Origin of the sequence: Mesorhizobium sp. L-8-10, assembly GCF_016756635.1 — a bacterium.
Lineage (GTDB): Bacteria > Pseudomonadota > Alphaproteobacteria > Rhizobiales > Rhizobiaceae.
The window spans coordinates 1,739,001-1,756,712 of sequence record NZ_AP023263.1; the positions used below are offsets into that span (position 1 = coordinate 1,739,001).

Annotated in this window: 15 protein-coding genes; 4 read left to right on the forward strand and 11 right to left on the reverse strand. The window is 67.4% G+C overall.

Annotated features, from left to right (window positions below):
* Window positions 1-91: 91 nt before the first annotated feature.
* The 7 genes from JN280_RS08030 to JN280_RS08060 form a co-directional block, all read right to left on the reverse strand.
* Window positions 92-1,585, reverse strand: a complete 1,494-nt coding sequence (locus JN280_RS08030) for an FGGY-family carbohydrate kinase (protein ID WP_202311321.1) — start codon at window positions 1,583-1,585, stop codon at window positions 92-94.
* Between the two features lie 80 nt (window positions 1,586-1,665).
* Window positions 1,666-2,406, reverse strand: a complete 741-nt coding sequence (locus JN280_RS08035) for a GntR family transcriptional regulator (RefSeq protein WP_202311323.1) — start codon at window positions 2,404-2,406, stop codon at window positions 1,666-1,668.
* Between the two features lie 415 nt (window positions 2,407-2,821).
* The gene (locus JN280_RS08040) at window positions 2,822-4,009 is read right to left on the reverse strand and encodes a hypothetical protein (protein WP_202311325.1); all 1,188 of its coding nucleotides are present in this window, start codon (window positions 4,007-4,009) and stop codon (window positions 2,822-2,824) included.
* Between the two features lie 24 nt (window positions 4,010-4,033).
* Window positions 4,034-5,617 (reverse strand): N-acyl-D-amino-acid deacylase family protein, encoded by a 1,584-nt coding sequence (locus tag JN280_RS08045; protein WP_202311326.1) that lies wholly within the window; start codon window positions 5,615-5,617, stop codon window positions 4,034-4,036.
* Between the two features lie 8 nt (window positions 5,618-5,625).
* A complete protein-coding gene (locus JN280_RS08050) occupies window positions 5,626-6,636 on the reverse strand; it encodes a succinylglutamate desuccinylase/aspartoacylase family protein (protein ID WP_202311327.1) in 1,011 nt (336 codons plus the stop codon).
* Between the two features lie 7 nt (window positions 6,637-6,643).
* Window positions 6,644-6,988, reverse strand: a complete 345-nt coding sequence (locus JN280_RS08055; RefSeq protein WP_202311328.1) for a RidA family protein — start codon at window positions 6,986-6,988, stop codon at window positions 6,644-6,646.
* A gap of 44 nt (window positions 6,989-7,032) precedes the next feature.
* Window positions 7,033-8,370, reverse strand: coding sequence for an alanine racemase (locus tag JN280_RS08060; protein ID WP_202311329.1), 1,338 nt, complete (start codon window positions 8,368-8,370; stop codon window positions 7,033-7,035).
* A 205-nt stretch (window positions 8,371-8,575) separates the two neighbouring features.
* Between JN280_RS08060 and JN280_RS08065 the strand changes: the two genes are divergently transcribed.
* Window positions 8,576-9,520 (forward strand): amidohydrolase family protein, encoded by a 945-nt coding sequence (locus tag JN280_RS08065; protein WP_274609070.1) that lies wholly within the window; start codon window positions 8,576-8,578, stop codon window positions 9,518-9,520.
* Here JN280_RS08065 and JN280_RS08070 read toward each other — a convergent pair.
* The 4 genes from JN280_RS08070 to JN280_RS08085 are packed head-to-tail and all read right to left on the reverse strand — an operon-like array spanning window position 9,485 to window position 14,069.
* A complete protein-coding gene (locus JN280_RS08070) occupies window positions 9,485-10,468 on the reverse strand; it encodes an ABC transporter permease (RefSeq protein ID WP_202311331.1) in 984 nt (327 codons plus the stop codon). The two genes, JN280_RS08065 and JN280_RS08070, sit on opposite strands and share 36 nt — an antisense overlap.
* On the reverse strand, window positions 10,465-11,430 hold the full coding sequence (locus tag JN280_RS08075) for an ABC transporter permease (protein WP_202311333.1): 966 nt from the start codon (window positions 11,428-11,430) through the stop codon (window positions 10,465-10,467). Before JN280_RS08075 ends, JN280_RS08070 begins: the two co-directional genes overlap by 4 nt.
* Window positions 11,427-12,935 carry a sugar ABC transporter ATP-binding protein gene (locus tag JN280_RS08080; RefSeq protein WP_202314614.1) on the reverse strand — a complete coding sequence of 503 codons (1,509 nt, stop codon included), beginning with the start codon at window positions 12,933-12,935 and terminating at the stop codon, window positions 11,427-11,429. The genes JN280_RS08075 and JN280_RS08080 overlap by 4 nt, the downstream gene beginning before the upstream one ends.
* 21 nt (window positions 12,936-12,956) lie before the next feature.
* Window positions 12,957-14,069 (reverse strand): ABC transporter substrate-binding protein, encoded by a 1,113-nt coding sequence (locus JN280_RS08085; protein WP_202311335.1) that lies wholly within the window; start codon window positions 14,067-14,069, stop codon window positions 12,957-12,959.
* A 241-nt stretch (window positions 14,070-14,310) separates the two neighbouring features.
* On the opposite strand from JN280_RS08085, the gene JN280_RS08090 reads away from it, so the two are divergent.
* From JN280_RS08090 to JN280_RS08100, 3 genes are all read left to right on the forward strand, one after another.
* Window positions 14,311-15,111 carry an IclR family transcriptional regulator gene (locus tag JN280_RS08090; RefSeq protein WP_202311337.1) on the forward strand — a complete coding sequence of 267 codons (801 nt, stop codon included), beginning with the start codon at window positions 14,311-14,313 and terminating at the stop codon, window positions 15,109-15,111.
* Window positions 15,112-15,577: 466 nt separating this feature from the next.
* Window positions 15,578-16,843 (forward strand): ABC transporter substrate-binding protein, encoded by a 1,266-nt coding sequence (locus JN280_RS08095; protein ID WP_202311339.1) that lies wholly within the window; start codon window positions 15,578-15,580, stop codon window positions 16,841-16,843.
* Window positions 16,844-16,846: 3 nt separating this feature from the next.
* Complete coding sequence (locus tag JN280_RS08100) at window positions 16,847-17,710, forward strand: branched-chain amino acid ABC transporter permease (RefSeq protein WP_202311341.1); 864 nt, start codon at window positions 16,847-16,849, stop codon at window positions 17,708-17,710.
* Window positions 17,711-17,712: the final 2 nt, after the last annotated feature.

Genomic DNA, 17,712 nt, shown 5'->3' on the forward strand with positions numbered 1-17,712 from the left:
TCTACTCAGGCAAGCCGCGTGCAGTCAACGAGCCGGAGCACGGCCAGATCGCGATTCGCACAGTTTCGAAAGGAGTGTGACCTGGACGGCCTTACGGGCTGAGCGCGCGATCGCGGAACCGCCGATAGGCTGCGAAGGCGCGTTCCCATTCCTGCCTGCGGTCGGGATCGGGAGCCTGGCGACGCTCGATCCGGCGCGTCGAGACCGAGGCCTCCCGGATCGAACGATGCCAGCCGATCGCGGTTGCGGCGAGCAGCGCGGCGCCCCGCGCGCCGAACTCGGTGCCGGCCGGCACGAGCACGGTCTTGCCCAGGGCATCGGCGATCATCTGCGTCCACAAGCGGCTGCGGGCGCCGCCGCCGGTGAGGAGAAGCGCGTCGTCGATCGGCGGCAGGTCGGACAGCAGGTCGCGGATCGCAAGGACCACGCCCTCATAGACCGCCCGCATCATATGGGCGCGGCCATGTCGAGGCGTGAGACCGTAGAAGCCGGCGCGCGCCTGAGCGTCGAAAACGGGGGCGATGATGCCGCTCTCGCTGAGATAGGGCAGGAAGACCACGCCGTCGCATCCGATCGGCACGGCTCCGATCATCTGGTCGAGCCGGGAGAATAAAGCAGCGTCGCGCGCCGCCTCGCCCAGGATGGTGTCGATCGCCCAGTCGAGGTTCAGCGTGCCGGCCACATTGACCATGGCGCGGAACCAGGCTTCTCCTGGCAAGGTGAAGAGCAGGCCGAGATTCGGCGGGGTGAAGATCGGCTTGTCGGAGACGACGCCGACGATGCAGGTGGTGCCGAGCACGGCCATGGCCATGCCGTTCTCCAGCGCGCTGGCGCCTGTGACGGTCGCCGGCACGTCGCCGGCGCCGATCGCCACAGGGGTGCCTTCCCTGAGGCCGGTGGCGGCCGCGGCCTCGGCGGTGATGTACCCGGCGATGCTTTCGGAGTCGGCCACCGGCGGCAGCTTTTGCGCGAGGTCCACAAGGCCGAAGAGATCGAGCATCGCAGGGCTGCGGTCACGAAGCCTGGCGTCGCCCGGCGCGACGGCCGCCTCGGTACGGTCGGCGGCGGCGAGGCCGGTCAGCTTCATGCGCAGGAAATCCTTGCAGCTGAAGACATGGGCGGCGCGCTCGACGATGTCGGGCTCGTTCTCGCGCAGCCAGGCGAGCAGCGGCAGCGTGCAGCCTTGCTGCATCACGCAGCCGTTCGACCGGAAGACCTTGGCGTAGAAATCAGCATCGTCGGCAAGCCGTTGGTCGAGCATGGCCTGGGTCCGGCTGTCCTCCCAGTTGACGCCGGGCCGCAACGCATTGCCCGCGGAATCGACCAGCCAGATACCGACCATGGCGGCGGAAAGGCCAACCGCTGCGATGTCGTCGCCGGCGATGCCGGCTTTCTCGAGCGCATCGCGTATGGCCGCACCCGTTGCCTTCCAGGCGTCTGCGGGGTCGATCTCGCACCAGCCGGGCTGCATACGCTGGATGGCGATGCGATGGCCGCTGCCGGCGATCTCCGTCCCGTCCCGGTCGAAGACCGCGGCCTTGGTCATGGTGGACCCGGCGTCGATGCCCAGTAGAAATCGCTTCATGAGAAATCCAGTTCGAGCGAGTATGTCTGACGTAGGCAAGGTCCGCGATGGCTCACGAAATCCGTCGGGATCAAGGGCGGCTATTCCGGAAACGAAAGATCGACGACGAAATCATAGGCGTCGCCGCGGAAGACGGAATGGGTCCATTCGACCGGAGTACCATCCGCCAGTTCGGCGATACGGTGGATGTCGAGGGCCGCATGGCCTTCGCTGACCTTCAGCAGCCGGCACCAAGGACCGTCTATGGTCACGGCGGTGATGTGCTGGCTCGCCCGGACCGGCGGATGGCCCTGCGCACGCAACGCTTCGTAGAAGGAGGCGCCGACCTGCTGCGGGTCGGGCAGCAGGCTGAGCGGGCTCACCGTCCATTCCAGCGCGATCGGTTCGCCATCGGCGAAACGCAGCCGGTGCAGTCGGGCCACCGGCTCGCCGGGCTCGATGCCCAGACGGCGTGCCTCCTCCGCGCTCGCCGCGGCGATCTCGCGGCAAAGCCATGTCGTCCCCGGCTCGCGGCCGCGGGCGCGCATGTCCTCGCTGAAGGAGTAGAGTCGCGAGAGGCTCTGGGCGACACGCTGCGGCGGTTCCGCCACATAGGTGCCGCTGCCGCGCCGGCGCGTGACCAGCCCGTCCGCGACGAGCTCGTCGAGCGCCTTGCGCACGGTCACGCGCGAGATTTCCAGTTGGTCGGCGAGCTCCCGCTCGGATGGAAGTGGCATGCCGGGGTTGGCCCTGCCGTCCCTTATGGCGTCGGCGATCCAGCTTTTCAGCTGGCGATAGGCGGGTGTCGAATGGTTCAGCCTGAACCCTTCAAACGTCAGCATGCCGGCGCACTCGAATCTGGCTAATACCAAAGTGATACCACTTCGGTATCGGCTACGCCAAGGTGTTGGCGTCTATCTCTGAGCGGGGGCACATGGCCGGGCAGGGTTGGCGCCCCGTCCAGTCGAGCCTTGTCGGCATCAGAAACCCAGCTTCAGATCCGGATCGACCTTGCCTCGGGAGCTTCTGAAGATTTCAGCGAATCGTCTTCGAGCGCGACGTTCGCAAGCGCGAACTCGATGAGGTCGGTATCCGCGTCCGTCTGCGCCCCGGGATTCACACGGGCGCCTGTCACTGGACTTTCTCGAGTTGATTTCTCAGAGCTTCTCGCCATAGCCTCACCCCTTCCCATTGCCCTCCTCGTCTGGGGCAACATATCACAAGACTTGGCCAGCAGTGGCGTTGCCGTACTCGCGCTCAGCCGCCTTGCTTGCCGAGCGCCTGTCCCACCCAGTCCAGCCGCGCGGCGGGGACGAGCCCGTAATTGTAGAAGTTGATGCCGTCGATGCCGGCCTCCAGCGCCGGCTGCACCTTGGACGCCAGCACTTCGGGACTGGACATTTCCGGATAGAAGAGCCGGTAGCCCGTACCGAGGAACTTCTCGGGCCCGAGAGCCGCGCGGCCAGCCGCAAGAAGATCGCGGACGGCTTCGGCCTGCATGTCATAGGCGCACAGGATCGCGCCGTCACAGGCCTTGCCGAGCGCGGCGAGATCGCAGCCCCCGAGCCAGCCGTCCTTCAGATCGATCATCACGACCTGTGTCGAAGGATCGGCCACTTCGCGGATCTCGGCGACCAGGCTGGTCACCGGCTCGAAGCGCCAGAGCAGGAAAGCATGGAGTTCGGGCCAGGGCGCGAAAGTGTCGAGCCCACGCGCCGGGAAGTCCGGGAACCGGCGCGCCGGCACCGGCCGCTCGCAACTTTCGGCGATCCATTGCCGGACGAGCCTTCGCGCGGGTTCCGCATCGACGCCGGCCGCCTTGGCGCGACCCACGCAGGAGGCGCAGAAGCACAGGGACAGGAGGAAGTCGTCCTCGGGTGTCAGGCCGACGCCGTCCTTCTCATGGTGGTACTCATGCGCAAAGCCCATGAAGCACGGGCTTTCGAGCTCGATCCGGTCGGGCCGATAGGTGTGCGTCACGTCCTCGACGAGTGTCCTGACATAGGTCCGCGCGTCGGCATTGGACGGACAGAGATTGTAGTAGTTGGGATCGCCGAAGGCGTTGCGGGTCACGGCATCGGGATGGAGCATGCCGAGCCGCGTATTGTGCAGGCAGACCGTCCAGCACGAGACCCGCATCCCGGTCGTCTCGCGTCGTCTGACGAATTCGCCGAGCACATCGCCGCCCTCGCGGATGACGTCGGCGACCTTCGGCTGGATCGGCAGCCCTTCCCATCGCGCGGCGGTCGGCTCGAAATAGATCGTGCCGTCTTCCGGGAAATAGGCCTTGCGGCGGGGGCTGCGCGGCTGCAGGAAGCGGCCGGCGTGATAGGACGTGGCGACGCTCACCGTGTCGAGCCCGGCCCTCTCGCGCAATTCGCGCTCGACCGTGTCGTAGCCGATGTCCTGGATATCCCAGGGATAGGTCCACATCGAAAGCTGCATGGCGAACTCCTCAGGGAATGATCTTTAGGGAATGATTTTTCCCGGCAGGCTGCCGGTCGGCTGCCCATCGGCGACGACCGCTTCGCCGGCGACAAAGACGTGGTTGACCCCGGTGGCGATCCGCACGGGGTCGTCGAAGGTCGCGGGGTCGTCGATCGCCGCGTCGAACAGTGTGAGGTCGGCGACCAGTCCCTGCCTGATGACGCCGCGATCGGTGAGGTTGAAGCGTTGCGCCGGCGCCGACGTCATGCGCCGCACGGCGTCCTCGATCGGAAACCAGCCGTCGCGCACCAGCCGGCCGGCGAAACGCGCGAAGCTGCCGAAACCGCGCGGATGCGGGCGCGTGCCGATGCGCGGCAGGCCGTCGGAGCAGGCGAGGTGCAATCGATGGGTGCAGGCGGCATGGAGGTCGCCCTCGTCGAGCTGGAACAGCACGATGCCGGTCTCGCCCTGGTCCTCGACGATGAGCCGCACCATGAGGTCGAAGGGCGTGCTGCCTTCGGCAGCCGCGGCGTCGGCGAGTGACTGACCTTCGAGATGTTTCAGCGCGGCCGTCCCGATGGCCGAGAGACGAACATTCTCCCAGCCGATCAGCGACACTTTCGACTGGCGGTGCGGGTCGCTGCCGCCCTCTTCGATCCAGCGCCTGAGATCGTCGCGATAGGCAGCGCCAGCCAGGCGCTCGACCAGCGCGGCATGGCCGCCGGCGAGCGCTTCCGGCGGCAGGAGCTGGAGCAGATAGGTGCTGCCGGCCGGATAGGGATACATGTCGAAGGAGACGTCGAGCCCTTCGCTGCGGGCCGCCTCCAGGCGCTCGATGACCTTGGGCACATTGCCCCAGTTCGGCCGTCCGGCGGACTGGAGATGCGACAGCAGCCCGGCGGTGCCGGCGCTGCGCAGGATCGACAGGAATTCGTCGGTCGAGGCGATCAGGCCGCCCTCGTAACTGCGGATATGAGCGGTGAGCAGCTTGCCGTGGTCACGCACCGTCTCGGCCAGCGCGACCAGCTCAGCCTGGTCGGCATAGGCGCTCGGCGGATACACCAGGCCGAGCGACAGGCCGGCGGCGCCTTGCTCAAGCTGGCCCGCCAGCAGCCGCTGCATTGCCTGCCTTTCCTCGGTCGTCGCGGCGCGTTGCTCGAAACCCATGACGGCGAGCCGCAGCGCGGCATGGCCGACCAGCGAGACGACGTTGAGCGCCGCTCCTCGTCCTTCCAGGGCGTTACGGTAGCCATCCAGATCGGCGAAGACCTCGTCGTCGGCGGTGGCGCCGAGCAGGGCGCCGAAATGCTCGGCGAGCAGCCGGCGTGAGCCTGCCGCGACGGGGTAGAGGGAGAAGCTGCAATTGCCGACGACGACCGTCGTCACCCCCTGCATGATCTTCTCCAGCCGCTGCGGCTCGCGAAGTGTGATCAGGTCGTCGTGGCAGTGCGCGTCGATAAAGCCCGGCGCCAGATATCGGTCGCCCGCGTTCACAACTGTCGCGCCGTCGTCGGAAAGATGCGGCCCGACGGCGGCGATACGCCCGCCACTGATGCGCAGGTCCGCCCGGAACCAGGGTGCGCCTGACCCGTCGACGATGCGGGCGTCCCGGATCAGCGTGTCCATCGTCGTCGTCAGGCCTCCACCGGCTCGGCGACCTGGATCAGGCAGTCGCCGGCTTCGCAGTGCGTGTGCAGCCGGCGCGAGATCACGATGCCGGCCTCGGCGAAGAACAGGGGCTCTTCGGGCATGTCAAGCCTTTCGAGGTCGTGGAACCAGCCGGCGACCGCGCCCGCCGCCACGCGGTCGCCCAGCCGCACGGCGGGCTCGTACCATCCGCGCCGCGTGGCGTAGATGCCCTGGCTGTGCCGGGTGAGCGAAAGAAGCTGGGTGGGGACGCCCTGTGAAGGCGGCGTGCCAAGCACGGCTTCGTCGGTGACACCGGCGGCCAGAAGCAGATTGTCGAGGGCGCGCGCGGTGACCGCCATGCTGTCGATGGTCGCCGTGCCGCCGCCGCCGAACTCGCCGCTCAATCCGATGGAACCGGCGCGCCGGGCCGCGCCCATCGAGGTCGGCGCCGCCGGGCCGTTGTCGGCGACGAAGGCGTGAGCCATGCCGAGAGAGCGCATCAGGCCGAGCGCCCGCTCGTGTCTTTCGGCATCGTCGTTTCGCTCGATGAGCGCGGTCGGCAGATGTTCCATAGAGGTGCCGCCCGAATGGATGTCGAAGACGATGTCGTGGCGTGGGAACAGCTCCTTCTCCAGGAAATGCGCCAGCCGCGCCGTCGGCGTGCCGGAGGGGTCTCCCGGGAAGGCGCGGTTGAGATTGCCGCCGTCGAGCGGCGAGCAGCGCCTGGCCGCCATCACCGCCGGAGCGTTCGCCATCGGCAGGATGGTGACGCGGCCCCTGATGCGCGCCGGATCGAGCCTGCGGATAAGCTTGGCGAGCGACAGCTCGCCTTCATATTCATCGCCATGGTTGCCCGCCATCAGCAATACCGACGGGCCGTCGCCATTGCGGATGATCGAGATCGGCACCTTGAGCTGGAAATAGGGCGACCGGTCGATCGAGAAGGGGATACTCAGGAAGTCGAGCGTCCTGCCGTCCCGATCGAAGTCGAGCTGATGGACGAGGCCGGTATGCATGGCGGGGTCAGACCGCCGCCACGGCGGTGATCTCGATCCGGAGATCAGGATCGGCCAGGCGCGCCTCCACGCAGGCGCGGGCCGGCAGCCGCTCCGGGTCGACCCAGGCGTCGTAGATCCTGTTCATGGTCTCGAAGTCTCCGATCTGCGGCAGGTAGATGTTTACGGCCACCAGCTTCGACTTGCTGGTGCCGGCCTCGACGAGCAGCGCGTCGATCTTGGCCAGCACATCAGCCGTTTGTGCCTCGATGCCGGCCTTGCGGTTGTCCGCGACCTGGCCGGCGATGTGCACGAGCCCGCCATAGGCGACCGCCTGCGACATGCGGGTGCCGGACTGGTAATATCTGATCATGTCGGTTCCTTCTGGTTCATGGTCTCGTCGGCCGTCCGGAGGGATCAGCCGAAAAAGGTGGGGAAGGCATGGCTGACATGCCCGGTCTCGTCGACGCCGAAGATCACGCGATAGCGATCGAGGCATGTGCACGGATGCGAGATCCCGAACTCGATCACGTCGCCGACGGCGATGTCACCGTCCCGGTCGGTCTCGACGCCCCGTTCCATCTCAATGAAAGCGTGCTGGTCGTTGAGCTTGACGACCCTGGCCGCGGGCGACGTCAAGCGGCGGCCGTCGCGCCAGAGCCCGAGCACGATCGGAAAACCCTGGTCGAAGGAGACGTCGCGCATGCCCATGCCGCAGATCGCGAGGCCGGGCCCCGGACGGGACAGGACTTCGGCCCATAGGCGCAGCGCCGGCCGGAAGGCTTTTCGCGCCGAGACCTCGGCGCCGCCGACGGCGAAGCCGTGGCGGGCGTCAAGCTGGTCCAAGGCGCGGTCATAGACGCCGTGGTCGTGGAAATAGATGGCGCCGCTGCGTAGAACCAGCGTCGCTTTCCCGTCCGCTGCGACAAGGGGTGCGAGACTGGCCACCACCTTGTCGAAGAAGACCGAGCCGCCGGCGGTAAGGATCAGCGGCACATCGGCGCCCATCCGGGCCCGAACGCGCAGGAACATGTCGGCCGTCATCGACAGGAGCCCCGTGATCACCTCGTCAGTGCGCTGCGGGTCTGGCTGGGCGGCGGCTCCCTCATAAGTGGCGACGCCGGCCAGCAGCAGCCGTCCCTCCGCAGCCGTTATCGCATCGGCGATCGCCTCGGCATCCGAGGTCGTGCGGGCGCCGGCGCGGGCGGCGCCCGTCTCGACCAGGACGCGGAGCGGTGGAAGCTCGGCATTCTCGCGCCAGGCTCGCGCCAGGGCCGCAGCCGCCGCGACCGAATCCGCGAAGACATAGAGCTCGGCATGCGGGTGGGTGGCGATAAGGGCGGCGAGCCGGCGCGCCCCGCCGAGACCGCCGACCTCGTTGGCGAGGATGAGCCGGTCGAGCCCGGCGCGCAGCATCACCGAGGCCTGCCTGATGTCGGCGACCGTCGTGCCCCAGGCGCCGGCCTCGACGAGCGAGCGCGCCAGGTCGGGCGCCATCGGCGTCTTGGCATGTGGAGCGACGGCGACGCCGTGCTCACGGACATAGCGCAGGAAGAGGTCGCGATTGGCGGCGAAGGCCGCCGTGTCGAGCGTCAGCACCGGCAACGACATGTTGCCGTCGGCCGGGTGCCAGCGCCTGGATGCGACCTGGCCGCCGTCGAAACCCGCCGTGCCCGGCGGCACGCCGCGGATCAGATCGTCGAGCTCCACCGGCTCTGCGACGGTCGGCAACAAGAGTGGTGCGCTGGTGGTCATCCGATGGTACCCCTTCGGCAAATCAGTGGTGCCAGCGGTCGATACTGTCGACCGCTGGAGCGCGCGACGGCGTGGCCCACGCCCGTTGGCGCGAAAGCCAAGCGGCCCGGAGGGGCCGCGCCGGCGACTGAGGTAAGGTGGATGCTGACGCACCCACCTGGCGTGGATGCGTCAGCATTCGCACCCGTTGGAAAGAGGAAAGAACGTGCCGATCTACTCCGGTCCCATCATCGACGCCCACCATCATCTCTGGGACCTCGGCATGCGCCGCCATCCCTGGCTGGAAGCCGCGGCCGGCGAACGCGGCGGGCTGGGCGACCTCGGGCCGCTGCGGCGGGACTACCTGCCGCGGGACTATCGGCGCGATGCGGCGCGGCACGGCGTCGTCGCGACCGTCCATGTGGAGGCCGGCTGGCGCGCCGACGACGGCATCGGCGAGACGCGATGGCTGGAGACGCTCGACAAGGCGGGCGGCGTGGCGGCGCGTTATGTGGCGGCCATGCCGCTGGGGAGCCCCGAAGCTGCCGGACTGATCGAAGCGCAGGCCGCCTTTCCGCGGGTCGTCGGCGTGCGCGACATATTGAGCTGGGACCCCGATCCCGCCCGCCGCTTCGCGCCGCGCGACGGCATCATGGACAAGCCGGCCTGGCGTGCCGGCCTCGCCCGGCTCGGCCGGCACGGGCTCGCCTTCGACCTCATGGTGTTCCCGCGCCAGCTGGCTGATGCCGCGCGTCTTGCCGCCGCGTTCCCTGACCAGCTCTTCGTGCTCAACCATTGCGGCAGCCCGATCGACCGCGACGAGGACGGCATGCGCCGCTGGCGCGAGGGCCTGCGGCTCCTGTCCAGTCACGACAATGTGGCGATCAAGATATCGGACCTCGTCGCCTATGATCATGACTGGACCCTCGACAGCCTGAGGGCCGTGATCATGCAGTGCATCGACTGCTTCGGTCCGGGGCGCGCGATGTTCGCCAGCGACTTTCCGGTCGCCGGACTGCATGCGACCTTCGACGAGGTGTACGATTCCTTCAAGGAGATCACCGCCGATTTCTCCGAGGCCGAGCAGCGGGCGCTGTTCTTCGGCACGGCCGAGCGGGTCTATCGCATGGAAACCTCATCGCCGGGCAGCCTCCCGGCCGGACAACAATAGCAGGCCGAGGATCAGCGAGCCGAACAAAATGGCGCGCCAGCCCGGCGAGGCGTTGACGACGGTGATGAGCGCGGTGATCGTGACCAGCAGCACCGCGCCGGGAATGGTGCCGGCATAGGTGCCGAGGCCGCCCAGGATCGAGGTGCCGCCGAGCACCACGGCCGCGATCGAGGCGAGCAGGTAGGGGTCGCCGATGCCGACGTAACCCTGACCGTTCATCCCGAGCACCAGTACGCCCGCAAGTCCCGCGGTGAAGCCGCTGATGCCATAGACGACGGTCGTCGTGGACGGCACGGGCACGCCGGAGAGCTCGGCGGCGCGCTGGTTGGCGCCAAGCGCGAAGACGCGGGCGCCGAAGGGCGTCGCATGCATCACGACCAGCACGGCGATCGAGACCACAATCCACAGGAGCACGCCTGCCGGAATGCCGGCCAGCCGCGCATTGCCGAGCCAGCTCACCAGCGGGTTCTGCAGCGAAACCGCGCTGCCGCCGGCAAGGATGATCAGCAACCCCTGAAGGAAGGTCGCCATGGCCAGCGTCATGATCATCGGATGGACGCGCAGGAAGGCGACGCCCAGCCCGTTGACGAGGCCGATACCCGTGGTCATGGCGAGCACCAGCAGGATCGCCGAGAGCCCGGTCGGATCACCCTGCCAGCCGAGCAGCGGCAGGCCGACGGCGCTGACGGTGACGATCGCCGCGACCGAGAGATCGATGCCGCCGGCGATCACCACGAAGGTCTGGCCGGCCGCGACGAGGCCGATGACGGCGGCCAGCTCGACAAGATAGCGCAGATGGCCGAAGGCGCCGAAGCCGCGCGACAGCAGGCTGGCGACGATCCAGACGAGCGCCACCACGGCGAAGGTGAGGAACGGCCGGCTGCCCAGTATGACCCGGCTGCCCGGTATGACAGGGGCGCGGCTGCGTGCCGGAACGGATTGGCTCATCTCTGCACCTTGCGGAATTGCGGCAGCGCGACGGCGCCGATGATGATCAGGCCCTGCGCGACATATTGGGCGACGGGCGTGAAGCCGAGGAAGAACATGACGCTGATCATGAGGCTGAGCAGCAGGCTGCCGGCCAGCGCCCCGCGCATCGTGCCCTGGCCGCCAAGGAAGCCGATGCCGCCGAGCACGGCCGCGGCGATCGAGTTCAGAGTGAAAGCAGTGCCGATGACCGGATCGCCCGAGCCGGTCTGGGCCGCGACGAACAGGCCCGCGCCGGTCGACAACAGGCCGCTGATGGCATAGGCGGCGATGCGCGCGGCATCGACCGGCGCGCCGGAACGATAGGCGCCGACCGGGTTCTCGCCGGCGGCATAGAGGCTGAGTCCCAGCGGCGTGGCGAGATAGAGCTTCCACAACAGGACGATGACGATGAGGATGATGAAGGCCGCCGGCGTGTTGCCGGCGAGCAGGTTCGACAGCCAATCGGGAATGGAGCCACCGGGCCGCGGCAGCACCAGCAGCGCGGCGCCGCCGACGATGAAGGAGCCGGCCAGAGTGACGACGATCGCCGGAAGCCTGAGCTTCACCACGATCAGCCCTGTCGCGGCGCCGATGCCGAGGCCGGTGAGCACCACAGCTGCCGTGCCGCCGACGACGCCGAGCGGTCCTGACATTGTGGTCGCCGCGATGACGGCGCCGAGGCTGACGGTCGCGCCGATGGCGAGGCTGATGCCACCGGTCAGCATGAGAATCGCCTGCGCCATGGCGACGAGCGCCAGAGGGAACCAGCTCTGCGTGAACTTGGCGAAACCCGCCAAAGTGAACAGGCCAGGGAAGAGGATGCCATAGGCGATCAGGAACAGGAGCACGACGGCGAAGAGGCCGTGCACGCCGGCATTGCGCCGCGACTGGACGGGCCAGTAGAGCGGACGGCTCTCGGAAACAGGCTGGACGGCGCTCATGCTGCCACCTTCGAACGGTCGCTGCCGACGGCGGCGGCGACGATCGCTTCTTCCGAAAGTGCCTCGCGTTCGAGCATGGCGGCGATGCGACCCTCGCGGACCACGGCCACGCGGTCGCAAAGATGCACCAACTCGGGCGTGTCGGAGCTCATCAGCACGACCGCCTTGCCGCTTGCTGCGAGTTGGCGGAGCATGATGTAGATCTCGCGCTTTGTCTCGACGTCGACGCCGCGCGTCGGGTCGTTGAGCAGGAGCACTGTCGGTTCATGCGGCATCCATTTGGCCAGCGCCACTTTCTGCTGGTTGCCCCCCGAAAGCGCCTGCGCCGGACGCCCCAGGTCGCCCTTGATGGCGAAGCGGGCAGCAAGGCTTTGCCCCGTCGCTTTCTCCCCGGCGCGGTTGCGCAGCTTCAGTGCCGGAAGCCGCGCGAAGGCGGGAAGCATGAGGTTGGTCAGGATCGGATGGATGAGATGCAGGCCTTCGCGCTTGCGATCGGCCGGCACATAGGCGAGGCCGAGCCGGTTGGCCTTGGGCACGCCGCCGGGCAGGCCTGTCGTACCGCCGACCGACGCCGTCGCGGCCTTGGCCGGAAGCGCGCCATAGAGGCCGAGCAGCAGGTCTTCCTGGCCCTGGCCGACGAGGCCGCCTATGCCCAGAACCTGGCCGGCGCTGATGTCGAGGTCGACGTCGCGCATCATGCCTGACGATAAGCCGCGCACCGACATCACGGTGCCGGCGGAAGGCGCGGGCGTCCATTTCGGGAACAGGTCGCCCGGGTCGCGTCCGACCATCAGGCGCACGAGCCCGGCGGCGTCGGTCCCCTCCAGCGGGCGGTCCGCCGTGCAGGTCCCATCCTTCAGCACTGTCACGTGCTGGCAGAGCGCCATCACCTCGTTCAGCCGGTGCGAGATATAGAGGATGGCGACGCCCTCGCGACGCAGCCGCTCAAGGAGCGCGGTCAGGATGCTGGTTTCCGTCGCCGACAGCGATGAGGTCGGCTCGTCGAGGATCAGCGCGCGCGGCCTACGGTAGAGCGCCTTGGCGATCTCCACCATCTGGCGCCGGCCGAGCGAGAGCTCGCCGACCGGCGTGGACAGCGGCTCGTCGAGGCCGACGAGCTTGCACGCCGCCGCCGCGCGGGCGGCGAGCTCCTTATAGTCGACCAGGCCGAAGCGCCTGGGATAGGCGCCCAGCCCGATGTTCTCGGCGATCGAGAGGCTCGCCGTGAGGCTGAGTTCCTGCTGGACGACGGCGATGCCTGCCTGCCGAGCCTCGGGGGGAGTCATACGCGGCACCTGACGGCCGTCGACCTCGATCGCGCCGCTGTCCGGCGACAAGGCGCCGGACAGAAGATTGATGAGCGTGGACTTGCCCGCGCCGTTCTCGCCGAGCAGCGCATGCACGCGGCCCGGCAGGAGCGAGATGGAGACGTCGCGCAGGACGGGGTTGCCGAAGAAAGACTTCGACACCCCGCGCGCGGCCAGGAGCGGAGCGGGACCAGCCAGCACTTTCGCGGACCTTCGGGCTTATTGCTCGGCCAGAAGCTTGTCGAACAGCGCCTGATCGTATGGCGAAAAGATATAGCCGTCAGCCGGGAAATCGGCGGCTCGGGCCAGATACTCATCGATGTTCGAGTTGTCGATGACGGGCAGCGGGATCTTGACGAAAGCCGGCACGTCCTTGCCTTCCAGCGCCTGCACCGCGACATAGGTCGCGAAGGCGCCGAGCCAGTTGGGCTGCATGGTCGCCCAGCTCTTGAGGCCCTTCTCCTTCCACAGTTCGAGGAACTGGCGCGCGTTCTCGCCCGTGATCGGAACCTGGTCGCGGCCCTGCTTGTCGAGGGCGAGCACGGCGCCGGCCGACAGCGCGCCGCCGAGCGACAGGATGCCGTCGAGTTCGGGGTTGGCGAAGAGCAGGCTGGTGACGGCCTCCTGGGCGGGGGCGACGTTGTAGGCCGTGTTGGTCTCGGCCAGGATCTTGACGTCAGGGTTGGCCTGCAGCGTGGCCTCGGCGCCCTTGCGGCGGTCGTCGCTGACCGAGACGCCGGCCGGACCGTTGAGCACCAGGATGTTGCCCTTGCCGCCCATCTGCTCGATCAGGAACTTCGCCGCCTGCTCGCCCCACTGCGCCGAGTCGGTGTTGACCTTGGCGGTGACGTCGTTGCTGTCGACGAGGCTGTCGAAATTGATGATGGCGATGCCCTTGGCGCAGGCGTCGGCCAGCACACGGGCAGGAGCCGTCGACGAGCCGGCGATCAGGATGATGGCGTCGACGTCGGAATCGATCATCGACTGGATCTGCTGGATCTGCACATTGGCGTCGCCCTGTGCGTCGGTGACGACGAGCTTGTCGACAAGCCCCTTCTTCTTGAGTTCCTCGACCTGGGCCTCGATGGTGCCCTGGGTCTGCTTCATCCAGGTCGGCACGGAGTAGATGTTGGCCCAGCCGATCGTATAGGGCGCCTTGCGGTCTCCCTTGATGCAGTTGGCCGCGGCTTCGGCCTGCGAACCGGCGCCGACGGCCATCAGCACGCCGAGGCAGAGCCCGCTCGCGGATGCCAGGGCATTTCCACGCAGTCCCGGACGCAAAGCCGCTGCGCACTTTTGCTGGAATTGCTCGAGGAATGACGATTTGGACATGATTGTTCCCCTGTTCAGAGTTGCGCCTCGACGTGCGGGATCGAGACAAGAAAACCACGGGCTCCCGCGAGATGCGGGAACCGCCTCCTCCGTCCGGTCTGCTCGCGCCAGGGCTTGCGTATGTCTGATATTTCGGACACAATGCCTGTATATCGGACAGACTGGATGCTAGACGCGGTCTTGACAGATTTCAAGCGTCTTGGGAGGACAGTCGGCAACGAATTTTCCGGACGGCATCTCCATGAGCAATGAAGCGATCGATCTCGGTGGAAACACCGCCGGCGAGGCGGCGCGCGGCGGCGAGCGCCGGCGCGGCATCGACCGGGTCATCATGCTGCTCGAGGCGCTGCTCAAGCATCGTGCGCCGGTCAGGGTCGGCGACATCGCCAAAATGATCAACGCGCCGCGCTCGACCACCTACGAGATCGTCAACAGCCTGCTCGAAGCCGAGATGCTGGAGAATGTGGGCGGCGATGGCCATGTCTATTTCGGCCGCGCCATGCATCTGTTCGGCTGGGCCTACAGCCACCACAACGTGCATTACCGCCGCATCATCGAGACGATGGACCGGCTGGCGGCCGAGACGGGCGAGACGGTGCAGCTTTGCGGCATGCGCGGCAACAAATATGTCGTGCTCGACTGCCGCGATTCTCCGGGCCCCTTCCGCATCTCCAGCGACGTCGGCGTCGAGGTACCGACCCCCTGGACGGCGTCGGGCAGGCTGCTGCTCGGCCATATGAGCGACGAGGAGATCCGCGCCTTCGTGCCGGCCGAAGACTACAGGCTGCCTGACGGTCGAGTGATCTGCGAGGACGACTTCCTCGCCGAGGTCGCCGCGGCGCGGGCGCAGGGTTTCAGCGAGACCTCGGCGCTTGCTGACCGCTTCACCTGGTGCATGGCCGCACCCATCCGCGACGGCTACGGCGCGATCGCGCGCACGCTCTGCTTCGTGCTGCCGATCGACACGCCCGAGCCGCGTCGGGCCGAGCTGCTGTCCCTGTTGCGCGACCGCGCCAGGAGCCTGTCTCTGTCCAACGGCTGAAGCCTTTCGAAAGTCAGCTCCTTTGTTGTTACCGATTTCGCGAGAATGGCAACAACATCGCTTCGCCTAGGTCCGTCACGACAAGGATCCCCCAAGGGCGTAGCCCTTGCGCTTTTCTCCAACATGACCTGCGTGCATCTCCAAGACGAGGGCTGTCCGAACCGCTAGGCAGAAGGCGAGCGGTCGGTATTGCGCCTGCCAGTCAAGACTGCCGGGCTTCGCAGGCAAGCGCCCGTCCCGCGCCGGACTATAGTGGTCGCCCCGGCTGAGAGGTGTTCCGCGGCGCGTCGGAGAGAGCGACGCGGCGACGAAACGATGGAGAGCAAAAGGGCTCAGCCCCGAAAAAAACGCGCGACGGGGAGAACCTGTTCGAATATAGTTGGTAACCAAACTATAATTGGTGACGCCTCGGAGGCCGAGCGGGAGGAGCAAAGCCGCCGGTCCGAGGCAAAATGGGAGAAGGAAGATGCATCTGAAATCGATAGTGACCGGCGTGCTCCTGGCCGTCGGAGCCTTTGCTGCGGCCATAGGCGGGGCCGAGGCCGCGGCCAAATGCGGCGCCTCGACGGGGCAGGCGGCCAGCGGCGAGCCGATCGTGATCGGCGGCATCGTGAGCATCGTCGGCCCGGCCGACTTCAGCTCGTCGGGCAAGGCGGCCGCTGCCTATTTCAAATGCCTCAACGCCAATGGCGGCATCAACGGCCGCCCGGTCGAATATATGCTCGAGGACGACGGCTGGAATCCCGAGCAGGCTTCGCAGGTCGCCGCCAAGCTGATCAAGGACAAGGGCGCGGTCGCGCTGGTCGGCAATATGAGCTTCATCGACTGCGGCGCCAACCAGGGCATCTACGAGGCCGAGGACATCATGGTGGTGGCCGGCGTCGGCGTGCCACGCGACTGCTTCTTCCAGAAGAACTACGCGCCCACCAATGCGGGTCCGCGCGTCAGCAACACGAAGGCGCTGATCGACCTCTACAACAGCTATCCCGGCGAGATCAAAAAGGTGGTCTGCTTCGCGCCCAACATTCCCAATGTCGGGGAATGGTCGTGCAACGGCGCCATCGAATGGATCAAGTCGAAAGGCGGCGACGGCATGACCATCGCCTTCGATCCCGGCAGCATGGACGCGACGTCGCTGGTGCTCCAGGCCATGGCCTTCGAGCCCGACGTCATTTCGGTGAGCACGCCCAAGGAGATCGCCGTGCCGATCTTCGCGGCAGCCGAGGAACAGGATCTCGCCGACAAGGTCCACTGGATGGGCCCGGCATCGCTTTACAATCCCGATTTCCCGACGGCAATCGGCGACTATTGGAACGGCAAGGTGACCGTCGACATGGAGATGAACGCGGCCGACGCGGGCACCCCCGATATGGACAACTGGCTGGCCGTGATGGATGAGTACGGCTCGTCCTCCGACCCGCGCGACACCTTTTCGCAGGCCGGTTATCTGGCCGCCCGCGTGACGGCCGAAACGCTGATGAAGCTTGATCCCGCCAAGATCGACAGGCCGACGGTGACGGCGGCGCTCCGTGGCGTGACCAGGTTCGAAAGCGATATCTTCTGCAAGCCCTGGTACATCGGCGATGCGCCGCGCCATAACGCCAACAATTCCGGCCCCGTGGCCATGGTGAAGGACGGCAAGCTGGTCGCCAAGCCCGGCTGCATCGACGCCGAGGACCCGGAACTGGCCGACGTCCACGAATACGAGAAGAAGATCGGTATCCGGCAGTAGGCCATGCCCGATTTCACGCCGTTCCTCGTGTCGGGTCTCGCGGTCGCCGCGACCTATGTCCTGTCGGCGGTCGGCATCGTGGTGCTCTACCGGGCCTCCGGCGTGGTCAATTTCGCCCAGGGCGCGCTCGGCGCCCTGGGCGCCTTCATCGCTTGGTCGATCGTCGAGAACGGCGGCTACCAGATTCTCGGCTGGGGCGCAGGCATCCTCGCCGCGACCCTGGCCTCGCTGTTCTATGGGCGCGTGCTGGCGCCACGGCTCGCCTATGGCGACCCGGTCATGCGCGCCGTCGGCACGCTCGCCTTCGCGCTCGTCCTGATCGGCGTCATGGGTTACGTCTGGGGCGAGGCGCCGCGGCGGCTTCGCCTGCCGACCGACACGATGAGTTTCTCCCTCCTCGGCGTGCGCATCACCGTCACCCGCGCCGGCGCCTTCGCCATAGCGGTGCTCGCCACCATCGCGGTCATGATCTTCCTCGCCAGGAGTCGGCTCGGCCTCGAAATGCGGGCTCTCGCCAACAATCGCGATCTTTCCGCCATGCTCGGCATCAAGGTGCTTCGGGCCGATGCCTGGGCCTGGGTGATCTCCGGCGTCCTGGCTGGAGTCAGCGGCCTGCTTCTCGCCGATATGCTGCGTCTGAGCGGACCGGCGCTGACCTTCGCGGTGATCCCTGCGATCGCGGCCGCCGTCATCGGGCGCTTCACCTCGCTGCCGCTGACCGTCGCCGGGGGTGTGGTCATCGGCGTCTGTGAGGCGCTGCTGACGCCCGTTCCGGTGATCGGGCCGTTCCGAACCGCGGTTCCCTTCCTGTTCGCCGTGGCGGCCCTGATCTGGATGCAGCGCCGTCCCGTCTCGATCTACCGGTGAGG